The sequence below is a fragment of the Paenibacillus sp. ISL-20 genome, from assembly GCF_018613005.1.
GTDB lineage: Bacteria > Bacillota > Bacilli > Paenibacillales > Paenibacillaceae > Paenibacillus_AQ.
The window spans coordinates 38,883-62,764 of record NZ_JAGGRD010000036.1; the positions used below are offsets into that span (position 1 = coordinate 38,883).

23 protein-coding genes are annotated in these 23,882 nt (G+C 51.2%); 11 read left to right on the top strand and 12 right to left on the bottom strand.

Annotated features, from left to right (window positions below; translation table 11 throughout):
- Positions 1–54: 54 nt before the first annotated feature.
- Together J7E85_RS21050 and J7E85_RS21055 are read right to left on the bottom strand one after the other, a co-directional pair.
- Positions 55–1,032 carry an iron-hydroxamate ABC transporter substrate-binding protein gene (locus tag J7E85_RS21050; RefSeq protein ID WP_215161201.1) on the bottom strand — a complete coding sequence of 326 codons (978 nt, stop codon included), beginning with the start codon at positions 1,030–1,032 and terminating at the stop codon, positions 55–57.
- Entirely contained in the window at positions 956–1,828 is an 873-nt protein-coding gene (locus J7E85_RS21055; RefSeq protein WP_215161203.1) for an ABC transporter ATP-binding protein, read from the bottom strand. The genes J7E85_RS21050 and J7E85_RS21055 overlap by 77 nt, the downstream gene beginning before the upstream one ends.
- A gap of 324 nt (positions 1,829–2,152) precedes the next feature.
- Between J7E85_RS21055 and J7E85_RS21060 the strand changes: the two genes are divergently transcribed.
- The 6 genes from J7E85_RS21060 to J7E85_RS21085 all read left to right on the top strand — a co-directional run bounded on the left by J7E85_RS21060 (position 2,153) and on the right by J7E85_RS21085 (position 8,684).
- Positions 2,153–3,202, top strand: coding sequence for an NAD(P)/FAD-dependent oxidoreductase (locus J7E85_RS21060; RefSeq protein WP_215161205.1), 1,050 nt, complete (start codon positions 2,153–2,155; stop codon positions 3,200–3,202).
- 260 nt (positions 3,203–3,462) lie between these two features.
- Positions 3,463–4,107: a response regulator gene (locus tag J7E85_RS21065; RefSeq protein WP_215161207.1), complete on the top strand. Its 645-nt coding sequence runs from the start codon at positions 3,463–3,465 to the stop codon at positions 4,105–4,107.
- Positions 4,104–5,228, top strand: a complete 1,125-nt coding sequence (locus J7E85_RS21070) for a sensor histidine kinase (protein WP_215161209.1) — start codon at positions 4,104–4,106, stop codon at positions 5,226–5,228. The genes J7E85_RS21065 and J7E85_RS21070 overlap by 4 nt, the downstream gene beginning before the upstream one ends.
- A 215-nt stretch (positions 5,229–5,443) precedes the next feature.
- A complete protein-coding gene (locus J7E85_RS21075) occupies positions 5,444–6,379 on the top strand; it encodes an ABC transporter ATP-binding protein (RefSeq protein ID WP_215161211.1) in 936 nt (311 codons plus the stop codon).
- A 29-nt stretch (positions 6,380–6,408) separates the two neighbouring features.
- On the top strand, positions 6,409–7,533 hold the full coding sequence (locus J7E85_RS21080) for an ABC transporter permease (RefSeq protein ID WP_215161213.1): 1,125 nt from the start codon (positions 6,409–6,411) through the stop codon (positions 7,531–7,533).
- On the top strand, positions 7,533–8,684 hold the full coding sequence (locus J7E85_RS21085) for an ABC transporter permease (RefSeq protein WP_215161215.1): 1,152 nt from the start codon (positions 7,533–7,535) through the stop codon (positions 8,682–8,684). The genes J7E85_RS21080 and J7E85_RS21085 overlap by 1 nt, the downstream gene beginning before the upstream one ends.
- 74 nt (positions 8,685–8,758) lie before the next feature.
- Here the strand turns inward: J7E85_RS21085 and trpS are convergent, their stop codons facing one another.
- A complete protein-coding gene (gene trpS, locus J7E85_RS21090; protein WP_215161217.1) occupies positions 8,759–9,742 on the bottom strand; it encodes a tryptophan--tRNA ligase in 984 nt (327 codons plus the stop codon).
- A gap of 111 nt (positions 9,743–9,853) precedes the next feature.
- On the opposite strand from trpS, the gene J7E85_RS21095 reads away from it, so the two are divergent.
- Positions 9,854–10,162, top strand: coding sequence for a hypothetical protein (locus J7E85_RS21095; RefSeq protein WP_215161219.1), 309 nt, complete (start codon positions 9,854–9,856; stop codon positions 10,160–10,162).
- 176 nt (positions 10,163–10,338) lie between these two features.
- A complete protein-coding gene (locus J7E85_RS21100) occupies positions 10,339–11,916 on the top strand; it encodes a sigma-70 family RNA polymerase sigma factor (protein ID WP_483311334.1) in 1,578 nt (525 codons plus the stop codon).
- Positions 11,917–12,039: 123 nt separating this feature from the next.
- Here J7E85_RS21100 and J7E85_RS21105 read toward each other — a convergent pair whose 3' ends face one another.
- From J7E85_RS21105 to J7E85_RS21115, 3 genes are all read right to left on the bottom strand, one after another.
- Positions 12,040–12,804, bottom strand: a complete 765-nt coding sequence (locus tag J7E85_RS21105; protein WP_215161221.1) for an SDR family oxidoreductase — start codon at positions 12,802–12,804, stop codon at positions 12,040–12,042.
- Positions 12,805–12,998: 194 nt separating this feature from the next.
- Positions 12,999–13,829 (bottom strand): MerR family transcriptional regulator, encoded by an 831-nt coding sequence (locus J7E85_RS21110; protein WP_215161223.1) that lies wholly within the window; start codon positions 13,827–13,829, stop codon positions 12,999–13,001.
- Between the two features lie 17 nt (positions 13,830–13,846).
- Positions 13,847–14,011: a hypothetical protein gene (locus tag J7E85_RS21115; protein WP_215161225.1), complete on the bottom strand. Its 165-nt coding sequence runs from the start codon at positions 14,009–14,011 to the stop codon at positions 13,847–13,849.
- 47 nt (positions 14,012–14,058) lie between these two features.
- On the opposite strand from J7E85_RS21115, the gene J7E85_RS21120 reads away from it, so the two are divergent.
- Both J7E85_RS21120 and J7E85_RS21125 read left to right on the top strand, forming a co-directional pair.
- Positions 14,059–14,514, top strand: a complete 456-nt coding sequence (locus J7E85_RS21120; RefSeq protein ID WP_215161233.1) for an SgcJ/EcaC family oxidoreductase — start codon at positions 14,059–14,061, stop codon at positions 14,512–14,514.
- Positions 14,515–14,536: 22 nt separating this feature from the next.
- Positions 14,537–15,343: a phosphotransferase family protein gene (locus J7E85_RS21125; RefSeq protein ID WP_215161235.1), complete on the top strand. Its 807-nt coding sequence runs from the start codon at positions 14,537–14,539 to the stop codon at positions 15,341–15,343.
- A gap of 75 nt (positions 15,344–15,418) precedes the next feature.
- On the opposite strand, the gene J7E85_RS21130 is transcribed toward J7E85_RS21125, so the two are convergent.
- A complete protein-coding gene (locus J7E85_RS21130; RefSeq protein WP_215161237.1) occupies positions 15,419–16,660 on the bottom strand; it encodes an MFS transporter in 1,242 nt (413 codons plus the stop codon).
- Between the two features lie 129 nt (positions 16,661–16,789).
- On the opposite strand from J7E85_RS21130, the gene J7E85_RS21135 reads away from it, so the two are divergent.
- Positions 16,790–18,142: an aminotransferase-like domain-containing protein gene (locus J7E85_RS21135; protein WP_215161239.1), complete on the top strand. Its 1,353-nt coding sequence runs from the start codon at positions 16,790–16,792 to the stop codon at positions 18,140–18,142.
- A gap of 63 nt (positions 18,143–18,205) precedes the next feature.
- Here the strand turns inward: J7E85_RS21135 and J7E85_RS21140 are convergent, their stop codons facing one another.
- The 5 genes from J7E85_RS21140 to J7E85_RS21160 form a co-directional block, all read right to left on the bottom strand.
- Positions 18,206–19,294: a DUF418 domain-containing protein gene (locus J7E85_RS21140; protein ID WP_215161241.1), complete on the bottom strand. Its 1,089-nt coding sequence runs from the start codon at positions 19,292–19,294 to the stop codon at positions 18,206–18,208.
- Positions 19,295–19,296: 2 nt separating this feature from the next.
- Positions 19,297–21,228, bottom strand: a complete 1,932-nt coding sequence (locus J7E85_RS21145) for an FtsX-like permease family protein (RefSeq protein WP_215161243.1) — start codon at positions 21,226–21,228, stop codon at positions 19,297–19,299.
- The gene (locus tag J7E85_RS21150) at positions 21,203–21,973 is read right to left on the bottom strand and encodes an ABC transporter ATP-binding protein (protein WP_076323776.1); all 771 of its coding nucleotides are present in this window, start codon (positions 21,971–21,973) and stop codon (positions 21,203–21,205) included. The genes J7E85_RS21145 and J7E85_RS21150 overlap by 26 nt, the downstream gene beginning before the upstream one ends.
- A gap of 188 nt (positions 21,974–22,161) precedes the next feature.
- The gene (locus tag J7E85_RS21155; RefSeq protein ID WP_215161244.1) at positions 22,162–23,172 is read right to left on the bottom strand and encodes a sensor histidine kinase; all 1,011 of its coding nucleotides are present in this window, start codon (positions 23,170–23,172) and stop codon (positions 22,162–22,164) included.
- Positions 23,169–23,870: a response regulator transcription factor gene (locus tag J7E85_RS21160; protein ID WP_215161589.1), complete on the bottom strand. Its 702-nt coding sequence runs from the start codon at positions 23,868–23,870 to the stop codon at positions 23,169–23,171. Before J7E85_RS21160 ends, J7E85_RS21155 begins: the two co-directional genes overlap by 4 nt.
- Positions 23,871–23,882: the final 12 nt, after the last annotated feature.

The window sequence follows — 23,882 nt, forward strand, 5'->3', positions numbered from 1 at the left end:
ATCTTAAAGTTGGAGTATTCAATCTAAAAAATCTGAGCAATGGCAGCCTATGTCCTAGTTGCCCAGAAAGTGTTCCGTAATGAACTCGAGCTGGTACTCCAGCGTGGTTGCATCATTAAAATAAATACGATTTCCGTCCGCTTCGAATACGCGGTCATTCTTCACCGCCGGGATTTGCTTATACGTCTCGGTTTGCTGGAAGGACGTATCGGCATCGGCAAATTTGCTGAGAATGACATAGTCGCCGGCATACTCCGGCAGCACTTCCGCGGAAAGGGCATAATAGCCGTCCTTCAATGCCATTTCTTTCACTTTTTCCGGCATTTTCAGCTTCATTTCCTGGTACAGGATTTCGGTGCCGCGACCCCAATTATCGCCGTAAACATAAAGCTGCTTATCAAAGCTCTCGATAACGGATACGGTTGCGTCTTCTCCGATTTTGGCACGGATGTCCTCGCCGGCTTTTTGCGCCCGTTGTTTGAAATCGTCGATCCAGGCTTGAGCTTCTTTCTCTTTATTCACAAGCTTGCCGATTTCAAGATGCTGCGTCAGATAATCGACTTTTCCGTAGGTGAAGGTAACGGTTGGGGCAATCTCTTTCAGCTTATCCACGTTCTTGATATTGGACAGGCCGATGATGAGGTCGGGATCCAGCTCGATGATTTTCTCCAGGCTTTCATCCGTCACTTCTTCAGCATCCTTGATTTTGTCCGCAAATGCAGGATTGGCTTTGGACCAGGAATCAACGCCCACCACGTTGACGCCGAGTGCAAGCAGGTCGCCTACGTAGGAGGACAGCACAACCACGCGCTGCGGATTGGCAGGCACTTCGATGGGTCCGTTCTCGGATTCATATGTAATGGTCCCGGATGGAGTTTCGCTTTGGTCTGTTTTAGGTGTTTCGGCCGTTCCTGTATTATTGCTGTTTGTCTCTGCAGGCTTGCTGCTGCAAGCACTAAGAATGAGCAGCAGCGCTATAAACGGGATGAGTAGTTTCTTCGTAGGTGTCGTTTTGCTTCGTTGTGAGTACATCCTCTTTTTCCCCTTTTAATAGATTGTATGTGATGCAGATTGGTTTTGCCGTGCGCGGATCGCGGCCGATCTCGGCATCAATATGGAATACCTTCTTTAATACATCGTGTGAGATGACGGCTTCCGGATCTCCGGCCTGAATGATATCTCCATCCTTCATCGCAATAATGTAATCAGCGAATCTGGCGGCTTGGTTTAAATCATGCAGAACCATAACAATGGTACGCTCCTGCTCGAGATTTAGCCTCTCCAGCAGTTCCAGGATTTCAAGCTGATGCGCCATGTCCAGATACGTGGTCGGTTCGTCGAGGAAGATCATTTCAGTCTCCTGAGCAAGTGCCATTGCAATCCACACCCGCTGTCTTTGTCCGCCGGACAGAGCATCCACTGAGCGATATTTGTAATCCTGGGTTCCGGTAACCTCCAGCGCCCAATCAATCACTTCCATATCCTGCTTGGTTAAGCGGCCAAAACCGCGCTGATGAGGATATCGGCCATAGGAGACAAGCTCGCCTACTGTCAATCCGCCCGGTCCTTCTGGAGTCTGGGGCAGAATGGCCAGTTTTTTCGCCAGCAGCTTGGTGTTCATCTTGGCGATTTCTTCTCCATCCAGAATGGCAGCACCGGACTGGTAAGGAATAATGCGGGTAACAGCCTTCAAAAGAGTGGATTTGCCGCAGCCGTTAGGCCCAATAATGGTTGTGATTCTTTTATCGGGAATATCAACGTTAAGACGATTCAATATCAGATTCTCGCCGTAACCGACGCTTATTCGATCTGTACTTAGGCGAATCATCATTTCACCTCCAGAGTAGTTAGCTATCAAACGATAATGATTCTCAATTTCATTCATAAATATAATGGGGGGCCGCGTCGTTGTCAATAAATATCTTAATGGAAATTTTAAATAATATTCATGTTTCATCCGAATAGTATCCATATATAGATTGGCAGGGTATTACATACCTATATATAGGCGAAATTGTGACAATATGAATTTTTTCTAAATGTTTGATTGTAAAACGAACGAAGGCAACGTATACTAATTGATAATGATAATCATTTACGTTACAAGGTGATCACAAGCAGCCTTTTAATCTATAGACCGGGAGTGAAATGCATGAGTGGGAAAGAGATATTTGATGTAACGGTTATTGGTGGAGGACCAGCAGGATTATATTCTGCTTTTTATAGTGGACTGCGCGGCATGAAGACCAAGATTATAGAATATCAACCCATGCTTGGCGGGAAGGTTCACGTCTATCCGGAAAAAATGATATGGGATGTCGGCGGGCTGACACCCGTTCCGGGTGCGAAGCTGATCGAACAGATGGTCCAACAAGGCTTGACGTTTAATCCCGAAGTGCTGTTAAACGAGAAGGTTGAATCGATCGCCCGCAATGAGGAAGGGCTGTTCGAATTACATACGGCGAATTCCGGCGTGCATTTGTCCAAAACGGTTATCGTGGCGGTCGGAGGAGGCATCCTGAATCCGCAGAAGCTGGAGATTGAAGGAGCCGAGCGGTTTGAGGTGTCAAATCTGAACTATACGGTGAAGTCCCTGCAGCACTTCAAGGGCAAAACGGTGATTGTGTCCGGCGGAGGAAACTCGGCCGTGGATTGGGCGAACGAGCTGGAGCCTGTAGCGAAGAAGGTGTACCTGGCCTACCGCAAGGACGAATTGTCAGGCCATGAAGCGCAGGTCGAGCAGTTGATGAACAGCAGGGCCACTTGCCATCTCAATACATCGATTACGAAGCTCATTGCTTCAGATAATCATGAGGTGATTGAACGGGTAGAATTGACCAACAATGAGACGGGGGAAGTTTCCTATTTGGCCGTGGACGAAGTGATTATTAACCATGGCTATGAACGGGATATGTCGCTGCTGGAGAACAGCAAGCTCGATATTCATCGGGTGGATGATTACTATATCGCAGGCAACGCAAGCTGCAACTCCTCCATACCGGGATTGTATGCCGCGGGCGATATCCTGCATTTTGACGGGAAGCTGCACCTCATTGCCGGCGCTTTCCAGGATGCCGCGAACGCGGTGAACAGTGCGAAGCAGTTCATTGAGCCGGATGCCAGAAAGTACGCGATGGTCTCTTCGCATAACGAGGTGTTCAAGGAGCGTAATCGCGAATTAGTGAAGCAATTGATCAATTAGCGAAGCAGGCAAAGTACCTATATGCATTAAGCATAGAAGAGAAGCGATGGAGTCCCCGCTTCTCTTTTTTGTGCGAATAGGCAGTGTGGGGTGTATACCCGCACTGCTTTTTGCTCTGCTTAAGCAGGTTGGTCGCTGTGGCTGGGAACATGGCAAAGGTTAGCATCGTGACGGTCGCCCTTTTACTCAGGTCAATAAAATACTATCGTTCTTCAAGATGACAGCCTGTATAATCCTGAATAAGGGAGTGTGAACGTAAGTTGAAGATTAAAGTGATCATAGCGGACGATAACTCTTTTATCAGGGAAGGCATGAAAATCATTCTGGCTACGTTTGATGAGTTCGACGTGGTGGCGACCGTTGAAGACGGCCAGGAAGCGGTCGCCTATTGCGCAGCGCATGAAGTGGATGTGGCGCTGATGGACGTCCGGATGCCGAATCTGAACGGCGTTGAGGCCACGAAACAGCTCACGGAGCGTACCCAGACGAAGACACTGATCTTGACGACCTTCGATGACGATGAATATATTACCGATGCGATCCTGAACGGCGCCAAGGGGTATCTGCTGAAGAATAACGACCCGGAACGGATTCGCGATGCGATCAAAACCGTGTACCACGGCCATCATGTGCTGCAGGACGTCGTGCTGGATAAAATCAAATCCGGGCTGAAGCCGGACAAGGAAGACACCGGTGCCAAGTTCGACCGGAGTCTATTCACCGAACGGGAACTGGATATTATGGCGCTCATCGCCAAAGGGCTGGCCAACAAGGAAATCTCGAAGAAGCTGTTTATTTCCGAAGGTACGATTGCCAATCACATCACTTCGGTTCTCAGCAAGACAGGTCTTGAGCATCGAACCCAGATCGCGATTTTTTATCTGACGGGGGAAGTGAATAAGTGAGCGAACGCCGAAATTATGCCGAATCGTGGATCATCGGCTTTAAAACAGTTCTGTTCCTGTATGTGATCGGCCAGTCTTATGTCTCTGATCTTGCGATAACGCAGTGGTATATCCTTGTCATTCTTCTCTACCTGTCCGTGAACGTATCGGTCTATATTTTCAAGAGCCGGAATGCACAGCCGTGCCTCATGGTATTGGTTATTCTTGTTGTCGCGGCTTCCTCATTCTACATACATCCGCTGTTGTTCATGCTGCTTCCCGCGAACCTGTATGAGCTGCTGTCTTTATACCTTCGCAGGAGCTGTATGATCCTGATCCCCCTGCTGGTTCCAGCGCTTATGGTGCCTCACGAACTTGTCATTACCTATGTCTTTATATCCGTTCTATCCTATATCTATCTCACGATACTAAGAACTTTTGTAAGCCGAGTCGCATCCTACCAGGAGCAGAGTGAGCATATGCACCTTGAACTGGATCGGTTGACCCAGCGGTTGAGCGAGAATAATGAGTACATCCGGCAGTTTGAATACATGTTCAAGCTGGAAGAGCGAAATCGGCTGTCGCAGGAGATTCATGATAAGATCGGGCATTCCATGACGGGGGCATTGATTCAGATGGAAGCAGCCAAGCGCTTGATGGCAACGAATCCGGACAAGTCCGCCGAGCTGCTCCAGAATGCCATATCGATCTCCAAAGAAGGCATTGAGAGCATCAGGCTGGTCCTGAAGAATGTGAAGCCGCCTACGGAACAGCTCGGCATCAACCGGATGCGTTTATTTCTGGAGGAGTTCTCCGCTCAGCATACAATCAAGACCGTATTGACGCATGAAGGTAATGTGGACCGGATCACGCCGCTGCAGTGGAAAATCATTCAGGATAACACCCAGGAAGCGTTAACCAACACGATGAAGTATGCCAACGCAACCTCAGTCTCGTTACATATTGAGGTTCTGGGCACCATGATCAAAGCCAAGGTCAGTGACAACGGCAAGGGCATACGGAAGGTCATCAAGGGCCTTGGGATCATAGGCATGGAGGAGCGCGCCGCGGTCGTCAATGGAACCGTGATCGTGGATGGCTCCGGCGGTTTCTCGGTGACCACTTTAATTCCTTATAGCTAACACCCGGTAAGCTTGATTTGGTGAGTTAAGGAGATCGGATCATAGGGGACTTCCTTTCCCCCAAAGGGTGAGGATTTGGGTCCTCAACAACATGAAGATTCTCATGGGCAAGGATGAACTTGTGCACTATCGCAAGGTCATCCTTTTTTCGTACGATAAATGCAGACTCAAGTCCACCGGTTGATGCGTGGATGGAATATGGAGGCGAAACGCGTATGAACGTGCTGGAGATCAAAGGACTCACGAAAAAGTTTGGGGATTTCATAGCGGTAGATCAGTTGTCGTTGAACATACGGGAAGGCGAGATCTTCGGCTTCCTCGGCGCGAACGGAGCTGGCAAGAGCACAACCATCAACATCATATCGTCGCTTATGCCCATGAACAAGGGAGAGGTTCATATCCTGGGCAAGAATCTGGTGAAGCATCGAAAGTTCGCGAAGCAGCAGATCGGCATGGTCCCGCAAGAGGTTGCGATTTATGAGGATCTGACCACCTATGAGAATGTTCATTTTTTTGCCGGATTGTATGGATTGAGAGGCTCGGAGCTGAAGAGCAGGGCTGAAGAGGCGCTTGCCTTCGTCGGACTCAGCGACAAACAGAAGTTATACCCGAAGAGTTTCTCCGGGGGCATGAAGAGACGACTGAATATCGCCTGCGCGATTGCCCACAGACCGAAGCTGATCATCATGGATGAGCCGACCGTCGGCATCGATCCCCAATCGAGGAATTATATCCTGAATTCGGTCAAGAAGCTGAACGAGATGGGTAGCACGATCCTGTACACGAGCCATTATATGGAGGAAGTGGAGGAGCTCTGCACCCGGATTGCCATTATCGACCACGGCAAGATCATAGCGGAGGGCACGAAGGCACAGCTGAAGGCTATCATCACGGACCAGAAGGATATCGGAATTGAAGTACAATCGGCCGCCCATCTTGAAGTGAGCAAGTTGGAGGAGATTGCAGGCGTCAAAGCGGTTGAAGTGAAGGAAAATATCGTGCACATCAGCTCCGATGCAGAGGTCAATAACCTGAATAAAATCATTCAACAATTCACGGCGCAAGGCATCGAAATTCGTTCCGTTCAAGCCTCCGAGCCGAATTTGGAAACGGTGTTCCTGACGCTGACCGGCAGGAGTCTCCGGGATTAACAGACCAGGGAAGAGGGAGGTGGAAGGATATGAACGTACTGAGAATCGCGCTGAAGGAGATGAAGATCGTCCGGGAGGTACGGATGCTGGTATTCATGCTGGCAACGCCGGTGCTGCTCATTCTGATCCTGGGGACGGCACTTTCGAGCGCTTTTAACGGCAGTACTGCGATTGGAGACATCCGGGTGTTATACCATGACGGCGGAACGGAACCCGCGCTTACGAAGCAATGGCAGGCATTCATGCAGGAGGCGGAGCGTTCATCGGGCATGCTCTTTGAGCAGGCCAAGGCAGGCATGAACGGACAGCAGGAAGTGAGAAACAACCGGTACACCGGTTACGTGGAAATAGACGGTAATGGTATCAACTACGAGGGGAACAGCCGCAGCAGCATAGAGAACGGGATTGTGCAGGGGATGCTGTCCGCATTTGCCGACCGGTACCGGCTGTCAGCCGAAGCCGCGAAGATGGATCCGGAGTATGAGAGCAGGCCGCTTATTGCGGAAGATGGAGGGAGGGGCTATGTGCTTGAGGCTTCCATTCAGGGAGCGAGGCAGCCGGGTTCACTCGATTATTTTTCCATTGCAGTCACCACGATGATCATTCTGTACAGCGCCTTGACGGCAGGCGGATTAATCGATAGTGAGCGAAAGCGAAACACCGCGCAGCGCCTATTGGCCTCACCGGTGACGAAAGCCGAAATTTTTGCCGGGAAAATATTGGGCACACTCGCGATCAATGCTGTATTTGTCATCATCGTTGTGCTGATCAGCAAGTATATGTTCAATGCGTATTGGGGTGAGAACCCGGTCATGGTATTCCTGGTGTTGTTTACCGAGATCCTCTTTGCGCTCAGCCTCGGGCTCGGCATCAGTTATGTGCTGAAGGGAAATGCAGCCGGGGCTGTCATCATGGTCATTATTCAACTGGCTGCGTTCTTTGGGGGAGGATATACGCCGGTTGCAAGCACAACGGGATTCATGAGGGAGGCCGCAACATACTCTCCCCTGCATTGGTCCAATGAAGCTCTGCTGCAGCTCATCTATTCAGGTAATGGGTCGGCCGCCATGCAGGCGATGATGCTGAATGTCGGTTTTTCCGTCCTGCTGTTGGCCATAGCCATGATTTCGATGCGAAGAAGGGAGGGGCTGTAATGATGAAGGATATGCTCTGGCTCATTCGTAAGACCATATTGACCTCGTCGAAGGATTATAAAAATCTGCTGCTCGTTATTGCGCTTCCCATTGTCGGTATTCTGCTATCCACCTTAATCTACAAGGGTGCCGGAGAGACCGCCGTTACCATTGGCATCGTGAATCACGATGTCGGACAGAAGGTCACGCAGGATACGATTGATTTTATTGCTCACCTGGAACATACCGAAACATCGGTCATTAGGGAATCGGAAGCCGATGACTTGATTGTGTCGGGTGAGCTGGACGCGGTGCTGATCATCCCCGAGGGGTTTGCCCAAGGTGTAATTCAGGGGGCACCCGAGCCGGTCCGGCTCGAATCGATTAAGGGAGCTCAGGTTACGGGGTATGTCAAATCGTATCTGAACTCGTACGTCCAGAATATTTCATCCATGGGGGTTATAACGGGTGGCGATACCGCCGCGTTTAACGACTTATACAGCGGTTATCACAGTTCAACGTTTCAATTATCTACGGCTACGATTGCGGATCAATCGGCCAATCATGATATGACCAACCGGACGATCGGCTACTTGATTGTGTTCATGTTATTCTCCGCCGTGAATCTATCGACATTGACAATCCGGGATCGCGAGAACCGTACGTACTATAGGCTATTATCGTCACCTATTACGGCCCGCAGCTACGTCTTCTCGAATGCCATCGTAAACATCGTCCTGATGATGATTCAGATTGCCGCCACCTTGTTGGTCATGACCCGGTTCTTTCATATCGAGCCAGGCATTCCGTTGTGGCAGATGTTCCTGATTCTGTCGCTGTTCGCTCTGGTCGCGGTCAGTTTATCGCAGGTCATTGTCGCGTTCTCGGACAGCACCATGATGGCGAACGGAATCCAGACGATGGTGATTATGCCAACTTCGCTGCTGGCAGGGTGTTTATTCCCGATCTCCGTGATGCCGGAAGCGGTTCAGCGAATCGCCGACTTCCTGCCGCAGTACTGGCTGCTCGATACGTTCGGCAAGCTTCAGCAAGGGGGCGCGCTGAACGACATTATTCTGAATGTGGCGATTCTGCTGGCTTTTGCCTTGGCCTTATCACTGATTGCTACCTACAAGTTTGGGAGAAATAGAGATACTCAGAGTTATATATAAAAAATAAGCAGGGGGCCCCTTGACCTGATTCCTGAAGGAGGATGCAGATATCAAGGGGACGCCCTGCGGCTCTTTCAGAACGTGACGAATCCCATCGCTTTCTTGGCGGCATGCAGCGTTGTGCTGGCGGTTTCGGCAGCCCGCTTCGCTCCGTTCATCAAGACGCGATCGAGCTCGGAGGAATTCACGATTTGATAGAACTTCTCTTGGATCGGCTGAAGTTTCTCGATGACCGCCTCGGCTAATTCCTTCTTGAACATGCCGTATCCTTGGCCCTCATACCGTTTCTCTATGACGGAGATGGCCTCCTCGGAGAATACGGAATAAATCTCGATCAGATTGCTGACTGCCGGCTTCTGCTCCCAGTCGTGCCGGACCTGGCCATCGGAGTCGGTAACGGCCCTGGAGAACTTCTTGCGGATATCCTCCGGCGTGTCCATCATGTGGACGCAGCTGTTCTTGTTGGGATTGCTCTTGCTCATCTTCTTGGATGGATCGTCAAGACCCATTACGCGGGAGCCAATATCCTGAATGATCGGCTCGGGAAGCGTAAATGTGCGTCCATACCGGTTGTTGAAGCGCTCGCCCACATCACGGGTCAGTTCCAGATGCTGCTTCTGGTCGTCCCCGACAGGTACATGCGTTGCCTGGTAGAGCAGCACATCGGCAGCCATCAGGACTGGATACGTGAACAACGCGGAGCTCACTGTATCTTTTCCGTCCGATTTCTCCTTGAATTGGGTCATCCGCTTTAATTCCCCGAAATGCGCTTGCGTCTCCAGCAACCATCCGAGCTCTACATGCGCGGGGACCTGGGATTGCAGAAAGATCGTCGCTTTATCGGGGTCGATCCCCGACGCGATGTACAGAGCGGCGATGTCCCGCGTGCGCTGGTGCAGCTCCTTGGGATCCTGATAGACCGTTACCGCATGCAGATCCGGCACGAAGAAATAGGACTCATACTCATGCTGCAGCTTCACATACTGACGGAGAGCACCACCATAACCGCCGATATTCAAATCTCCGCTCGGCTTGATACCTGACAATAATCGTTGCATAACACACCTCCTGATTGTTTGTGAACAACACAAAAACACCTCATCCCTCTATGGGACGAAGTGTAACCTTCGCGGTACCACCCGAATTCGACTGTACGGTCGCTCTTTAGCATGACGTGGAAATGGGGAAAATGCACCATTATTCCTGCCATATCTCCCAAAATAACGGTGGAGAGCCGTCAAGGCCTACTGCCCCGGCGCAGCCGGAGGATCGGGTTGAAGCGAGAAGATCCATTCACTTTATTCCGGGGTACCGGGCCTCGCACCATTCGCCGGTTCGCTTGGACCTCGAGAGATAAGCTACTATTTCTTCTCATAGCCGTGTGGTATGTTGTTCTTAAATTCATCAGCGCTGCTCTTTCGGATAAGAAGAGAAAGCAAGATGAATATGATGAGAATCATTACACAGGTGTTAGGTGAATGTCAAGAGGGACCATTATCAGATAAACTACCACCCCGCTGCGTTGGGCCAGGCAATCAAGAGTTTCCACGATCGGCTTTTCATTCATAAAGAACTGAAAATATTTTAATCTGAGGTAACCTTTTTTATACGAATCGGCACTTAAGTGTTAGAGACACCAAGAAGGGAGGTTTTAGTGAACGTGTTCCAGTGGATTGAGGAAGCCCGGCGGGGAAGTGCGGAGGCCCAGGAAAGCTTGGTCCGGCATTTTACCGGCATGGCTCTGGCCGTGGCCTACGATAAATTGCAGGATCCCCATTTAGCGGAAGATGCCGTGCAGGAGGCATTTACGGAAGCCTTTGCGAATCTGCATAAGCTGCAGGATCCCCGGCGTTTTCCCGGATGGTTCAAAGTGATTGTTGAGCGGCAGTGTTACAGGGACTTGCGCCGCAAGCAATTTCAGACGTTACCGCTTCATGAGGTTGAGCTACCGGCTGGAGATCAGCGAAGCTTGGAGTCGGTTGTGGAAAAGAGAGAGATGATCGGTCAGCTGCATGCCACGATCGCAGATTTGCCATCGAGCATGCGGATTGCGGTCCAGCTCTATTATTTTCAAGGCTACAGCCTGCGGGAGACCTCGCAATATTTGGATATATCCTTGCCGGCTTTGAAGAAGAGACTCTTTGATGCCCGGCGGAAGCTGAAGAACACGCTTCATGTAGCCGACTTTGTATCGGTGTTCACCGATCTATATGAGGGAGGCAGGCGTATGCTGCATATCGTTAATGGGGATTCAGTAGGGGATAAGCTGAAGCAAGGGAACATTCAAGGAGATATCCTGGTGTGGAGGGAGCTTTATTCGTTTGGTCCAGTCTTCACGAAGATGGACGAGCCGGATCATCGGAGCGCAAGAGCTCAGTATCTGGAGCAAACGCTGGGGATTCCGCAGAAGGAATATATCGAGACCTGCGAGTCGCAGGAGAGGAAGCTCCAGGATTTTCGAAAATATGATGAAATCGTGCTCTGGTTTGAGCATGATCTGTTTGACCAGACCATGCTGGCCTATTTGCTGCATTGGTTTAAGGAGAAGTCACTGGGAAATACGAAGCTTAGTCTGCTCTGCATTGGCGCATACCCGGGCATCGAGCTTTTTCGCGGGCTGGGGCAGCTTAGCACGGAGCAGCTCGAGACGTTATCGGGCACATGGCACACGATTGGAGAACAAGAGCTCATGCTGGGCAGCATGTTGTGGGAAGCCTATACTTCGGATCTGCCGGAGAAACATCAGCCAATGCTGGAGGTTGATTCCTCGGCACTGCCTTTTGCTAGGGCTGCATTCGAAGCCCATCTGGCACGGCTGCCCTCCGTGAACAATGGACTTGGGATCATTGAGCAGACCACGTTAGAGGCTGTAGCGGGCGGAATCCATAAGCCTCATGAGTTATTCCGAAAGGTAGGTGATAAGCTCCATACACTCGGAATGGGAGATCTGGAGTTCTGGTATTACCTGGCGAAGATGACAGAGGGGCCGGATTCTTTGCTCGTTATCGATGGTACAGCACCGTTTCCCGACTTCAAACTAGCTGTACCCCATTTCCAAGATCGGGTGTTGCAAGTGACGAGTCTGGGGCAGGAGGTATTAGCCGGGAAGACCGACTATGCCTACACCGGAACGATCGATAAATGGGTAGGAGGTCTGCTTGTGCGGGGTAAGGATCCGTCATGGCGCTGGGACACGGAGGGAAAGTCGGTTGTTCGAATGGGCGAAATCTGATTAAACGACAGACATAGGAAAAGAGTGATATTGAGCAGATTGACGAATCCGATTAACAGCAGATAAAGCATAAAAGCGATCCTGCTTGGCGTTGATGCCAGACACGGATCGCTTCTTTTATACTTACAGATGAGAACCACCGGTTGCGTCAACCATTTGTCCCGTTACCCAGCGCCCGTCGCTGGATGCAAGAAACGCAACGACATCCGCAATATCGGACGGCTGGCCGATTCGGCCAAGCGCGGACATCTCCGCGGCATGCAACTGCCCTTCCGGTGTATGCAGCCATGCAGCATTCACATCCGTATCCACGATACCTGGTAGAACCGCATTCACCGTGATCCCACGTGGACCCAGCAGCTTAGCGAGATGCAAGGTGAACGTGTTGATGGCTCCTTTGGTTATGTTGTAAGCCATAATATGCGGATAGGCGATACGCGTAACACCGGAGGAAATGTTGACGATGCGTCCGTGGTCACGCAGGAGCGGCAGGGCCTGTTGGACCAGGAAGAACGGTGCTTTTACATTTACGGCAAGCAGCTCATCGAAGCTTTCCTCGGTTGTCTCTTCAAAGGTCTGGGAGGTACCGATGCCTGCGTTATTCACCAGAATATCGAAACGGTTGTTCCCCGTTACGCGAAGAAGTTCCTCCTCCAGCGAATGAATCAGCCCTTTTGCCCCGTCTACCGATTCCAGCCCAGCACCTAGTGCGATAGCATTCCCACCCTGATCTTGAATGGTCTGAACAACCTCATCCGCTGCATTGCTGCGGGTGCCGTAATGCACAGCGACCAGCGCCCCTTCTTCCGCCAGCCGAAGCGCGATTCCTTTGCCGATTCCCCGGCTTCCGCCTGTAACCAATGCGATTTTGTCTTCTAATCGTTTCATGAAACCCCACTCCTCTTGTTCGATTTAACGCTACTCTACACTCTCCTGTTAAGGGGAGAGTCAAGAGGGTGGTTTAGAATTTTTCTAGAGTTTTTTCATGAACATAAAAGTCATGCCGGATTACTGCTGCTGCAAGTACGGATGGAGGCTGGGTCGAGGTTCGTTTTCGGTAGCCTATTATAGCAAAGGAAGGGTTACTCCGCGTTACCTTGTAAGGGGATAAGCAATTCCGCAGGGCGCTTCTTGCCGTAGATATCTTTATCCGAGGTGAGATAGATTTCGCGGATCGGCTCCCGGTCCGATTGAACGAGGCCTTGGGACGAAATCCATGCCTTGAGCTCGGGTACGGCGGGACAGCTATAGCCGTACGGATCACAACGATGGACAAGAGATGCTGCAGATTGCAGCTCTGGTAGGAAGTCTACACGCACCCGACCATTAGCAGGTATATCTCCAGTTATGGGGATTGCGATTTCAATGTCCGCAACGTTGGCATTCCCGCTGCCGTCATCATGCCAAAGGATGATGAGTTGACTGACCTCGGGTTCTCCATAGAAGATAGCGTATTTCGTAATCTCATCAAGCAAGAGACATAGCTGGCTTGGGGGGACTTGGTCGCGAATCGAAGCGGCGAGCTGGGATGGGACTTCCCGGATACGGATGGGGCCTGCAGGATCACCGGCTTCGGATGGTTCCAAGCGCGACATCCTGCTGTTCACCTCATCCAGCTGCAGCTGGAGGGTCCGCATCGCATGCTGAAGCTCCGTCATTTTATCCGCAAGTTTGTTCTTTACGACATCGGTGTCTATATCCTCTTCAAAAAAAGGCTGGAGCTGTTCCAAGGTAAACCCCTGTTCCTTGTAAGCGGCAATCCGCTTTACGGTCAGAAGCTGCTCCTCGGAATAGTAACGGTATCCGCTTTGTTCATCAACATGGGCCGGCTTCAATAGGCCCAGCTCATCATAATATCGCAATGTCTTGATGGAAATGCCGCTGACCTTGGCAAAAGCGCTGATCTTCATCATGCCGATGGCAACCTCCTTTACGATTCGGTCTGCGTGGATAAAGATATCATATCTCGCGCTCCTGCGTACGTAAAGAACTTAGCTTGCCGGTTCTGAAGGAACAACTCGGTCCCAAGACTGAGTCGGTTTTCATCCTGGAGCGGGAATTCAAAATCGGCCGGATTATCATACAATGGGTTCAAAGAAGATTCAGTGATCCCGCTTAAGAGCAAGAAAGGAGATAAGGCTGATGAACGGTACACACGAGGATCGCCAGGCGATCCAAACCTTATTGGCTTCGCTGTCCAAGGCATGGGGAGAAGGGAACGGCCGGGCTTACGCGGAATGCTTTACAGAAGATGCGGATTACGTGACATTTAGCGGACAGCATTTGAAAGGCCGTAAGGAGATAGATGAGGTTCACCAGGAGCTATGGAATGGGGTGCTGCGCGATTCCAAGCTGGTAGCGGGACCCGCCCCAACGGAACTGCGTTTCCTCACCCCGGAGCTTGCGATAGCCCACGCTACAGGAGCAGTTCAGCTAAGATTTCATAAGAAGACACCCACCAGTCGGTTCTCGATTAATACCAACGTGCTTATTAAACAGAGCGGAGAATGGAAAATATCAGCATTTCACAACTGCCGGATTCAGAAGCCAGGCTGGATTCAGCGGTTGATGATGCGTTCGAAATCAAAATCCAGCTGACGAAGGAAGCGGAGGATGTGCTTTGAAGAAGGGTACACGGATAGGAAAAGGCAGGAGTGCAGAGGTGTATGAATGGGGAGAGTCTCAGGCATTAAAGCTGTATTATGAGGGGTATCGCCCGGAATGGGTGACATATGAGGCGGAGATGGGCCGCATCGTTGCGGACGCGGGCGTACCTGCCCCTGCCGTCTTTGACATGGTGGATATCGAGGGACGAACAGGGGTGGTGTATGAACGGGTTACAGGACCGTCGATGCTGCATCAGGTTCAATCGTCACCGCGCAAGCTCATGAAGTGCGCCCGGGAGATGGCCCGGCTCCAGCATGCGATGCATGGCTGCACAACAACCTTGCTGCCGTCGCAAAAAGAGAGGCTGGAGCATGCGATTCTCGATGCAAGTGGCATCCTGCAAGGAAAGGCGCAGGCCATATGCAAGGTACTGGACTCTTTGCCTGAGGGGGACTCCATCTGTCATGGCGACTTTCACCCGGACAATGTGATCGTGACGGAGAGCGGATGCCGGGCGATCGATTGGAATAACGCCACGATTGGTGACCCTCTTTGCGACGTCGCCAGGACATCCCTGATGTTTCAATCTCCTTTTCATCCGCTCGAACAGTCGAGCCTTATGGTGATTCCACTTCGGATGGCCCGAACCCTGTGGAATAAAATATATCTGAATGAATATCGTCGATTATCTCATGCAAAGATGGAGGAGATCGACCGCTGGATGCTGCCGGTAGCGGCAGCCAGGCTGAGAGAGGATGTCCCTGGAGAGAGAGCATGGCTGCTGGGTTTAATTGATGATCGGCTGCGTGTTCATGCTTAATGGAGATTATCACTGCTAAGAACTTATTGGCTTCTTCGATAATGGGGGCAGTGGAGCGGCCCCATAGGGATTTTATTAAGCCTCGGCCGCCGACTGACCCGGGACGGAACGCCTTCGATTCGACGCACGATGAATTTGATAGTAGCCCATAGCCGACAGAGCGCTGAACATCAGGTTGAGGCCGATCAACCATTGGTAGCTGTTCGTGAGGTCAAACAGGAATCCGCCGGAGAAAGAACCGAGAACAGCACCCGCTTGATGGAAAATAAGCAGCGTCCCTGTCTGCAATCCAACGGAGCGATTGCCCATAGCTTCGCTAGCTACCAACATGCCACCGGGGATGGCCCCTAAATAGCTTGCTCCGAAGATGACCGAAAAGACGATCGGAGAAATGCTGAAGTGCAGAAACAGCATCGTAAAGGCCAGAATTCGGAATACATACAGGAAGGACAGTGCTAAACTTCTTGACATCCGGTCCAGGAGCAAGGCAAACAGCAGCCCGCCTGCCAACTCAAGCAGACCGAGAATGCTCAGTGAGGATGTAAACATTACCGAGCCAACATGATCATGCCTGTGGATGGCCATCAGATGCATTTCAACCGTTCCCATGCTGAAGCCGCAAGTGAACAAGGCGAAGACCACCAGGAGTACCGTCCGGTTGGTTACCATCTCCCTGGCGATCGAGAGGAACGGCAGCCGTCCCGTTGATGGGGGTGAATTCGAAACAGCGGGTTTCTCTCTGTGCTGACCCGGTTGGCGTTCCTTCATGATAAGGAAAGTGAGCGGTATGGATATGAGCGTAATCCACAAGGTGATGGTGAATGCCATTGTCCAGTCAAGCCAATCCCGATTGCTGACAAATAGAGGCGTCAGTATGGCCAGTCCTAGGGAGCTTGCGCTGGTCATGATCATGAGCGCTTTCGCCTTATGCCGGCTGAACCAGCTTGTAACCACGACATATCCTGTACTCGCGGCCATGCCGGAGAGGCCGGAGAGCAGTCCGAGTCCTATGAAAAATCCCGCCGGATGATGAAGCGTGAGCACGGTCAGCATGGACAGTACGCCAAACAGAGCGTTCAAGAGCATCATTTTTTTTGGACCGTATTTATCGGTTAACCATCCGCCGAGGGGAGAACAGATAGCGGCGACGGCAATGTTGAAGGACCATGTGAAGCTGATAAAGGTCAGGTCCACATCCAAATCCCGTGCCATTTCGTGCTGGTAATAAGACATGACAAACCGGCTGATTGCCGCTGCAAAACCAAGTGTCCATAGATACAGTAGTATGATCCACGCATAACCCCGATCTTTTTTCATCGCTGCTCGTCAGCTCCTTTCCTATCTCTTTACTTCCGCTATGTCATGCAATAAGCTAATTCTAATCATGGGGCAGAAAATGAACAGGACAATTTAGATCAACTGTATCAATACAGGGGGATGAGTGGGATGGACACGAAGCACGAGCAAATTGTTGCGTATATGATCCGGGAAGTGGAAGGGGGGCATATCCGGTCAGGCCATAAGCTGCCATCGGTCCGGGCCGTGGCCAAAATGTTCTCCTGCAGTCCCAACACGGTCGTTCGTGCATATCAGACCTTGGAGCGCAATGATGTCATCTACCCGGTAGCCAAGAGCGGATACTACCTTGTAGAAGGGAAGAACCGCACCTCGGCGCGAATGGAAAGCGAGCCGATTGATTTCGCCTCAACGACACCCCGGGGTGATTTTTTGCCGTTCCAGGAGATGGAGCATTGCCTGCGTAAGGCGATTTCCGTGTATAAGGAGGAGCTGTTCGGTTACACCGATCCGCAGGGGATCTTCTCTTTAAGGAACGAGCTGAGCAGGTACTTCTATGGGCAGCAGATCTTTGCGAAACCCGATCACATCACTGTGGTCACTGGAGCGCAGCAAGCCTTCTCGATCCTGACGCGCATGCCTTTTCCGGGTAAGGGGCAGGCGGTGCTGGTAGAACAGCCGACGTATTTCGGTTTCTTGGCGGCAGCGCGCGTTGCTGGCTGTCCGGTGATCGGAATCCAGCGCGATGAGCAGGGGATCGACATGGAGGTGTTGGAGTCTCATTTTCGTAGTGGACAGATCAAATTCTTCTATACGATACCGAGATTCCTTAACCCGCTAGGCACCTCGTATTCGCTGGAGCAGAAGTTGCGTATCGCGGAGCTTGCCCGGCAGTATGGTGTCTATATCGTGGAAGACGATTATCTGGCAGATCTGGAGGAGGATGCGAAGACAGATCCCTTGTACGCGCTGGATCTGACACGCCATGTCATCTATGTCAAAAGCTTCTCGAAGACGATTCTGCCGGGCATTCGAATGGGTGCCGTTATTCTTCCCGAGCTCTTGCTGGATTTGTTCATAACATACAAGAACGCTGCGGACGTTTCATCTCCGATTCTCTCCCAAGGCGCCCTTGAAATTTATATCAAGAGTGGAATGTACAGGCGCCATGCCGCCAGAATTCGGGCACATTACCGGGAGAAGATGCGATATGCCACCGAGGTGTGTGCCCGTGTCTTCGGCAGCGGCATTTCCTATACTTGCCCTTCCTCCGGCGTGTTCATCACTCTATGTCTGCCGAAATACGTAAAGGCATTTGTACTGCAGGAACGCCTGATGCAAAGAGGGGTTTCGGTTACGAATGTGGATTTGCATCTGCTGCCGGAGAATCAGCAAAATGACCGGATCCGGTTATGTATAATCGGGGTGGAGAAACCCCGGATTGAGGCGGGATTGACGGTCATCGAGCAGGAGATCAGGCGCCTGGAGCTGAGGATGAGATAGCGGGAGGGACACTGATATGGGGAGTTTGGCCACTCGGCAAAAATAACCCAAAAAACAGGAACCCTATAGGGCTCCTGTTTTTTTGCGCATCGGCACGATGGACCCATAGGTACCGCATCGCCACAACCATTCGAGAGGTCCGAATTGGAACCAACGCATCCACAGATTGCTGGCTATGATCTGGAAGGCCACAATCCCTAGGGAAACGAGCGTCGATACGACATACGTGGTGGGTGAGGCGTCTAGGATCAAGCGCTGAATCCCTACCAGAAAGACGGTCTGTCCAATGTAGTTGGTAAGCGCGATTCGCCCATATGCCTGCAACGGATACAGCATCTTCGCACCTATGCGGGTACGCCCAAGCATTAAGAGCGAGCTTAGATAAAATACGGACACAAGAGGGCCCGTCGCTCTCCCGATATGTGCCAGAGTGAAGGCCGCTTCCATGGTCGGTGATGGCGATTCGCCTTCTACCTTGAATAGAAACGGTGACATCGGCTCGGAAGGTGCTGCCCACCACATGATACCGGTAACGATGACGGTTCCGAGTAATGACAGCATCCAAACCCAACTTAATGTGCTTAATCGTAATCCCTTGCTGATGGTGTCCATTAATCGATATTGGCCTGCGGCCAGCCCTAACAGGATCAGGAACGGGATGGTCAGCAGCTTACCTCCCATGATTGCCGCAATTGCTAACCCCACCAATCCAATGCCAAGATTAACCCTCCGCGGCGCCCAATAGAGTGGAACCGCAAGCAGTCCGACAATCGCATAAGGGAACAAGGCCTCCCCCGATTGATACAGCTGATGTATGAACCCGATCACCACCAAAATCACTAATCGGCGGATATACAGCCGAAGTCTTGGCTTTCCTCCCCATGAAGCGCTTCGGGATAGAAACATGTAGAACCCTAGTCCGAACAGGAACGTGAAGATGGTGTAGAATCGGGCTTCTACGAAAAAGTTAAGCCCTCGCTGCAGCCAAAAATCCGCTGCGGTTTCCGGCGTGGCGATGAGCCAGAGTGCCAACACGTTAACAAACGGCAGACCAAGCAGGGCAAACCCCCTGAACTGGTCTAAAAAATGTAATCGCCCCTTTCCAATGGCAGGCCGATGCTGAGTCGCTGTGTCTTTTTGTTCTATATGCATACTCACACCATCATGCCATTCACAGATTTAATATAACGGGCTCTGGCGATCAGGAAATAGATCGTTTGGGCAGCCAGGAATGCTGATGAAGCAACCAATACAGGACCACTTACGTACGGAACATCCAGATATCCGAGAATCGGACCGAGCACAACCAGGGATTGCAGGGCTGCAACCAGGATGGGGATAAAGAATAGTACGGCAATCTGAATGGTTGCGGAGATGTTCATCTCCCGCGCGCTGAGTCCAATCTTGGACAGAGAACGATACATCGCTTGATCAGCTGAAAGCTCCGTATGCAGTTTGAAATACAAGAAGCTTGCCGATGAAATTGAGAAAATCAAGGCGACAAATACGCCGATAAAGCTGAATAATGCAAACCCTTGTTTATTGGTGTAATAGTTCTCCGCCCTGGATTGAACATACCCTTCATGAATGGCATCCCGGTTCCATTCCGACAGCTCAAGGCCGAGCTTGGTTTCAGGGTCATCCTTTTGAGGGAGCCCTTGGGAATCGGGAAGAATAAACGGATACGTATGACTCACACTGATTCCATCTGCTTTGTTCTCTCCCCTTAGCTCTTCAAACATGGTGTCCGTAACGACCAGCAATCTGCCGCTATATACCACAGCCGCAATCCGGTCTGTGCGGTTCTCCAAGCTGAAAGAGTAGGGCTGACCGGATAAATCGATATCCGCTTCCGTTAGTTTCCCCTTACTCTTCTTCGCTGCATTCGGGGTTTCCGTCAATAAGGCTTCATTCTCGCCGAGTGTCCCAGCCGGCTTGGTATTCATCATGGCAGCCAAACGGTCGTATTGGGATTGCGGCATGATGTGCAAGGAGTCCTCCCCATTCGCTGACAAGCGATAGTAGATGGTCTCGACCTCCGCCCGTTTATACTCAAGCCCTTCTGACTGGAGTCGCTTTTCAATCAGGGCCAACTCATCCTGCACCTTAGTCTCGGCGGCATCGCTATAGTAGGTGTAGCTAAGCGCGTACGGGTTATCCAAATACACCGATTTGATCGATTCCTGCATAGCCAGCACGAAACCGGTACTCATGGAAGCCAGGGCGACCACTACCGTGACCAAAAATAACATGCGGGCATTGTCTTTGATCTTGTAACTCATTTCGGAAATCCACAGCAGGTTGGTCCCTTTCCATGTGGTCGTGCGGCTTCTCTGCAGCATCCGGACAACCCACACCGATAGCTGGGAGTAGAAGAAATACGTGCCCATAATGCCGGTTACCGCGGCGATCATCAGTCCCGTAGGGTCTAACTCTTTAACGCGAAGGACGGTAAAGCCGATGGTAAGCAGCACCACGCCCAAGAGGGCCAGGAACAGATTGGATTTTGGTTCGGTTTTCGGTTTACTGGTGCCTTTGAGAAGCTCCAGAACTTGATTCTTCCGGATAAACAACAAGGTAAAGAGTGAAATGACGAGAAACAGCCCGGCGAACGCACCGGCGGTCAACAGCATCGCTTTGATCGGCCAATAGAACGGCAGCTCGTCCATATCAATTACTTTGGTGCTGATGAGCAGGAATACCTTGGATAACAACATTCCGCTGGCGATGCCTGTTACGATGGCAATGGCGCCAATCAGAATGTTCTCCAGGAAGATCAGCCAATTGATCTGTTTGGCTTCGGCTCCGAGGATGGTAAGTATACCGAACTCCCGGTTCCTCGACTTCAGAAAGACGCTGATCGAATACAGCACGAATAAGAACGCAAACACGTAGACGATGACCGTGGCAATCGTCATTCCCGTACGCGTCATGGTACCCATAGGCGAATTCTCGATAGCCGGATGATAGATGAATACCGCATACGTAAAGAAGATCATGACCATGAACGAGCTGCTAAGCAGGTAAGCGAAATATTGACGCGCGTTACGCCGGACGTTGTTAAACGCGAATTGAGGAAAGCTCACTTGTATTCCCTCCCCAGAACGATAGCGTATCGATGATTTTTTGGAAAAAGGCCTGCCGGTTCTCTCCGCGGTGAATTTCGGCGGCAAGCTTGCCGTCTTTAATAAAGACGATGCGGTTGCAATAGCTTGCGGCCAAAGGATCATGCGTAACCAGCATCAATGTGGTACGATCCCGCTCGTTAATCTCAGCTAACGACTCCATCACGATGCGTGAGGAGTTGGAATCGAGCGCTCCTGTAGGCTCATCCGCAAGCAATAACAGAGGCGCGCCGATGATAGCCCTGGCAATCGCGGTGCGCTGTCGTTGCCCTCCTGAAATTTCGTACACGCGTTTATTCAGAATTTCGCGGATGCCAAGCCGTGAAGCGGTTTGCTGCAGCAGCGACTCCATGTCCTTGAGCGGACGGCGGTCCAGCGTAAGCGGAAGTACGATATTCTCGGCAACCGTTAACGTATCAAGCAGATTGAAATCTTGAAACACAAAGCCGAGCTGTCTGCGGCGGAAGTGGGCAAGCTCGCTTTTTTTCATAGTATAAGGATTTTTGCCTCCGATCTTGACCTCGCCCGAGCTTGGACGATCGATGGTGGACACCATGTTCAGCAGGGTGGTTTTGCCGCTGCCTGAAGGGCCCATGATGCCGACGAATTCCCCTTCTTGGATGGTGAGATGAATATCGGTAAGAGCTTGTGTCGCCACTTTGCCCGCATATACTTTGTTTAATGCTTTTACTTCAAGAATATCCATAAAACCAGATGCTCCTTTCTGTATACCTCATTAGTGTAACCTAACTCTATCGTATACTGACCTGACCCTGCTATGGATTTAGGTGAAACGGAGCTTACAACTGCCATAAGGTTATGTTCGTATTTTTTGTTCGTATTCCGAGATGATCGATATGAAATTAGCCTCTGTCCAATGCAAAGAAGACACACCTAAGAATGAGATGTGTCTTCTTTTACTGCTTTCCGCAGCGTCAAGGTAACGGTGGTTCCCTCACCCAGCGTGGATTCCAGTTGGGCGGTGTGATTCAGCTTATGGGCAATTTCACGGACAAGATACAGGCCCATACCGGTGGATTCATGATATTGCCGACCACGCTCTCCAGTGAAGTAGGGATGGAACACTCGGTTGATGTCCTCCGGCGCAATGCCGATACCCTCATCACGGATATGAAGTTTGATGTGTTTCCCCGCTTCTTCTGCGGTTAATTGAATCTTCTTGCCGGGGCTGCCCGAGTAGTTCACGGCGTTCGTCAGAATCTGGCCCAGCATAAATCGAAACCATTTGGCATCCGTATAGACGGAGATCTGATCATCGATTTGGAACACCGGCGTAATGCCTTTACGAATGAACAGCTTGCGGTTCTCGACCACGGATTCACTTACCGCAGCACGGAGTCCGACGGCTTCTACCGCGAAATCCTGCTCGAACCGGTCCAGGCGCGCGGTATACAGCACCATTTCGAGGCCTTTGCGAATGCGCTCAAGCTCTTCCCGTATATGTTCGGCGGGTGCCTCTTCGATTTCGTCAAGTGTTAGCTGAATCACCGACAGCGGGGTCTTCATCTGATGTACCCAGCGGTTGACGAAAGCCAAATGCTGGTCGGTTCCGCTTTGATGCCGATGCAGCTGCTCGCGGTATAAGCGTTCATAATGGCTGATCCGCTCGTGGATCGCTTCCGGCAGCGGCGCTTCGCCCAGGGGAGGGCTTAAGAATTCCTTCTCCGAAAGCTCCTCGGAAGAAAGCTCTTGATACATCGTGCGATGGGAAAGATACCGGTATGCAAGATAGAGAAGCAGCACGACACTGCTCAACAGCACCCCGTATAGCACGACAGTAAAGGGTCTGCCTTCACCGGTAAGCCAATACAGCAGGGGGACAAGCAGCATTTGAACGGTAAAAAACAGCATGAGCGGGAGATGCTCCCGCAAGAAAAGTTTCATAGGGGCTCCCTGCCTGTCATGAACCGGTAGCCTGCTCCCCGGACGGTTTCGATAAGATCTCCGGCGCCCAGCTCACGAAGCTTGCGGCGAACCCTTGTAATATAAACATTTAACGTATTGTCATCAATGAAGTGCTGATCTTCCCACATCAGGTCCAGCAGCCGCTCGCGGCTGACCACACGGCCGTCTTTTTCCATCAGCATCGTCAGCAGGGCTGCTTCCTTCTGGGTAAGCTCAGCTGACTCGTCTCCATAGGTCACGACGAATCGCTCCGGATAGATGATGAGACCGGCGCTTTCGACGGTTTGCTCATCCTCCTGACCGGAGGCATAGGCACCGACTGCACGGCGCAGGTGGCTGCGGATTTTGGCCAGAACAAGCTCCATGTCAAACGGCTTCGTAATATAATCATCCGCCCCGTTTTCCAGCGCCATGATCTGATCCATGCCGCTGTCGCGTGCCGAGATGAAGATGATCGGGCAGTGCGATTGGGTACGGATTTGCCTACACCAATAATACCCGTCGAATTTCGGCAGATTGACGTCCAGCAGAACCAGGTCCGGCTTCGTATCCGTAAAAATGTCCATGACGCGGCTGAAGTCTTCGGTGATACGTACGTTAAAATCATATTTGGAAATAGCCGATCTTAATTTATCCGCGATTCGGTCATCGTCTTCCACAATCAGGATGGTATACACTGATCCTTCCAA

Coding starts and splice junctions, on each gene's coding strand:
- J7E85_RS21105 (WP_215161221.1), bottom strand. CDS start 12,804: ATGAAACGATTAGAAGACAAAATCGCATTGGTTACAGGCGGAAGCCGG.
- J7E85_RS21075 (WP_215161211.1), top strand. CDS start 5,444: ATGAACGTGCTGGAGATCAAAGGACTCACGAAAAAGTTTGGGGATTTC.
- J7E85_RS21085 (WP_215161215.1), top strand. CDS start 7,533: ATGATGAAGGATATGCTCTGGCTCATTCGTAAGACCATATTGACCTCG.
- J7E85_RS21095 (WP_215161219.1), top strand. CDS start 9,854: ATGACGTGGAAATGGGGAAAATGCACCATTATTCCTGCCATATCTCCC.
- J7E85_RS21060 (WP_215161205.1), top strand. CDS start 2,153: ATGAGTGGGAAAGAGATATTTGATGTAACGGTTATTGGTGGAGGACCA.
- trpS (WP_215161217.1), bottom strand. CDS start 9,742: ATGCAACGATTATTGTCAGGTATCAAGCCGAGCGGAGATTTGAATATC.
- J7E85_RS21050 (WP_215161201.1), bottom strand. CDS start 1,032: ATGTACTCACAACGAAGCAAAACGACACCTACGAAGAAACTACTCATC.
- J7E85_RS21080 (WP_215161213.1), top strand. CDS start 6,409: ATGAACGTACTGAGAATCGCGCTGAAGGAGATGAAGATCGTCCGGGAG.
- J7E85_RS21120 (WP_215161233.1), top strand. CDS start 14,059: ATGAACGGTACACACGAGGATCGCCAGGCGATCCAAACCTTATTGGCT.
- J7E85_RS21150 (WP_076323776.1), bottom strand. CDS start 21,973: ATGGATATTCTTGAAGTAAAAGCATTAAACAAAGTATATGCGGGCAAA.
- J7E85_RS21055 (WP_215161203.1), bottom strand. CDS start 1,828: ATGATTCGCCTAAGTACAGATCGAATAAGCGTCGGTTACGGCGAGAAT.
- J7E85_RS21130 (WP_215161237.1), bottom strand. CDS start 16,660: ATGAAAAAAGATCGGGGTTATGCGTGGATCATACTACTGTATCTATGG.
- J7E85_RS21135 (WP_215161239.1), top strand. CDS start 16,790: ATGGACACGAAGCACGAGCAAATTGTTGCGTATATGATCCGGGAAGTG.
- J7E85_RS21110 (WP_215161223.1), bottom strand. CDS start 13,829: ATGATGAAGATCAGCGCTTTTGCCAAGGTCAGCGGCATTTCCATCAAG.
- J7E85_RS21140 (WP_215161241.1), bottom strand. CDS start 19,294: ATGCATATAGAACAAAAAGACACAGCGACTCAGCATCGGCCTGCCATT.
- J7E85_RS21155 (WP_215161244.1), bottom strand. CDS start 23,172: ATGAAACTTTTCTTGCGGGAGCATCTCCCGCTCATGCTGTTTTTTACC.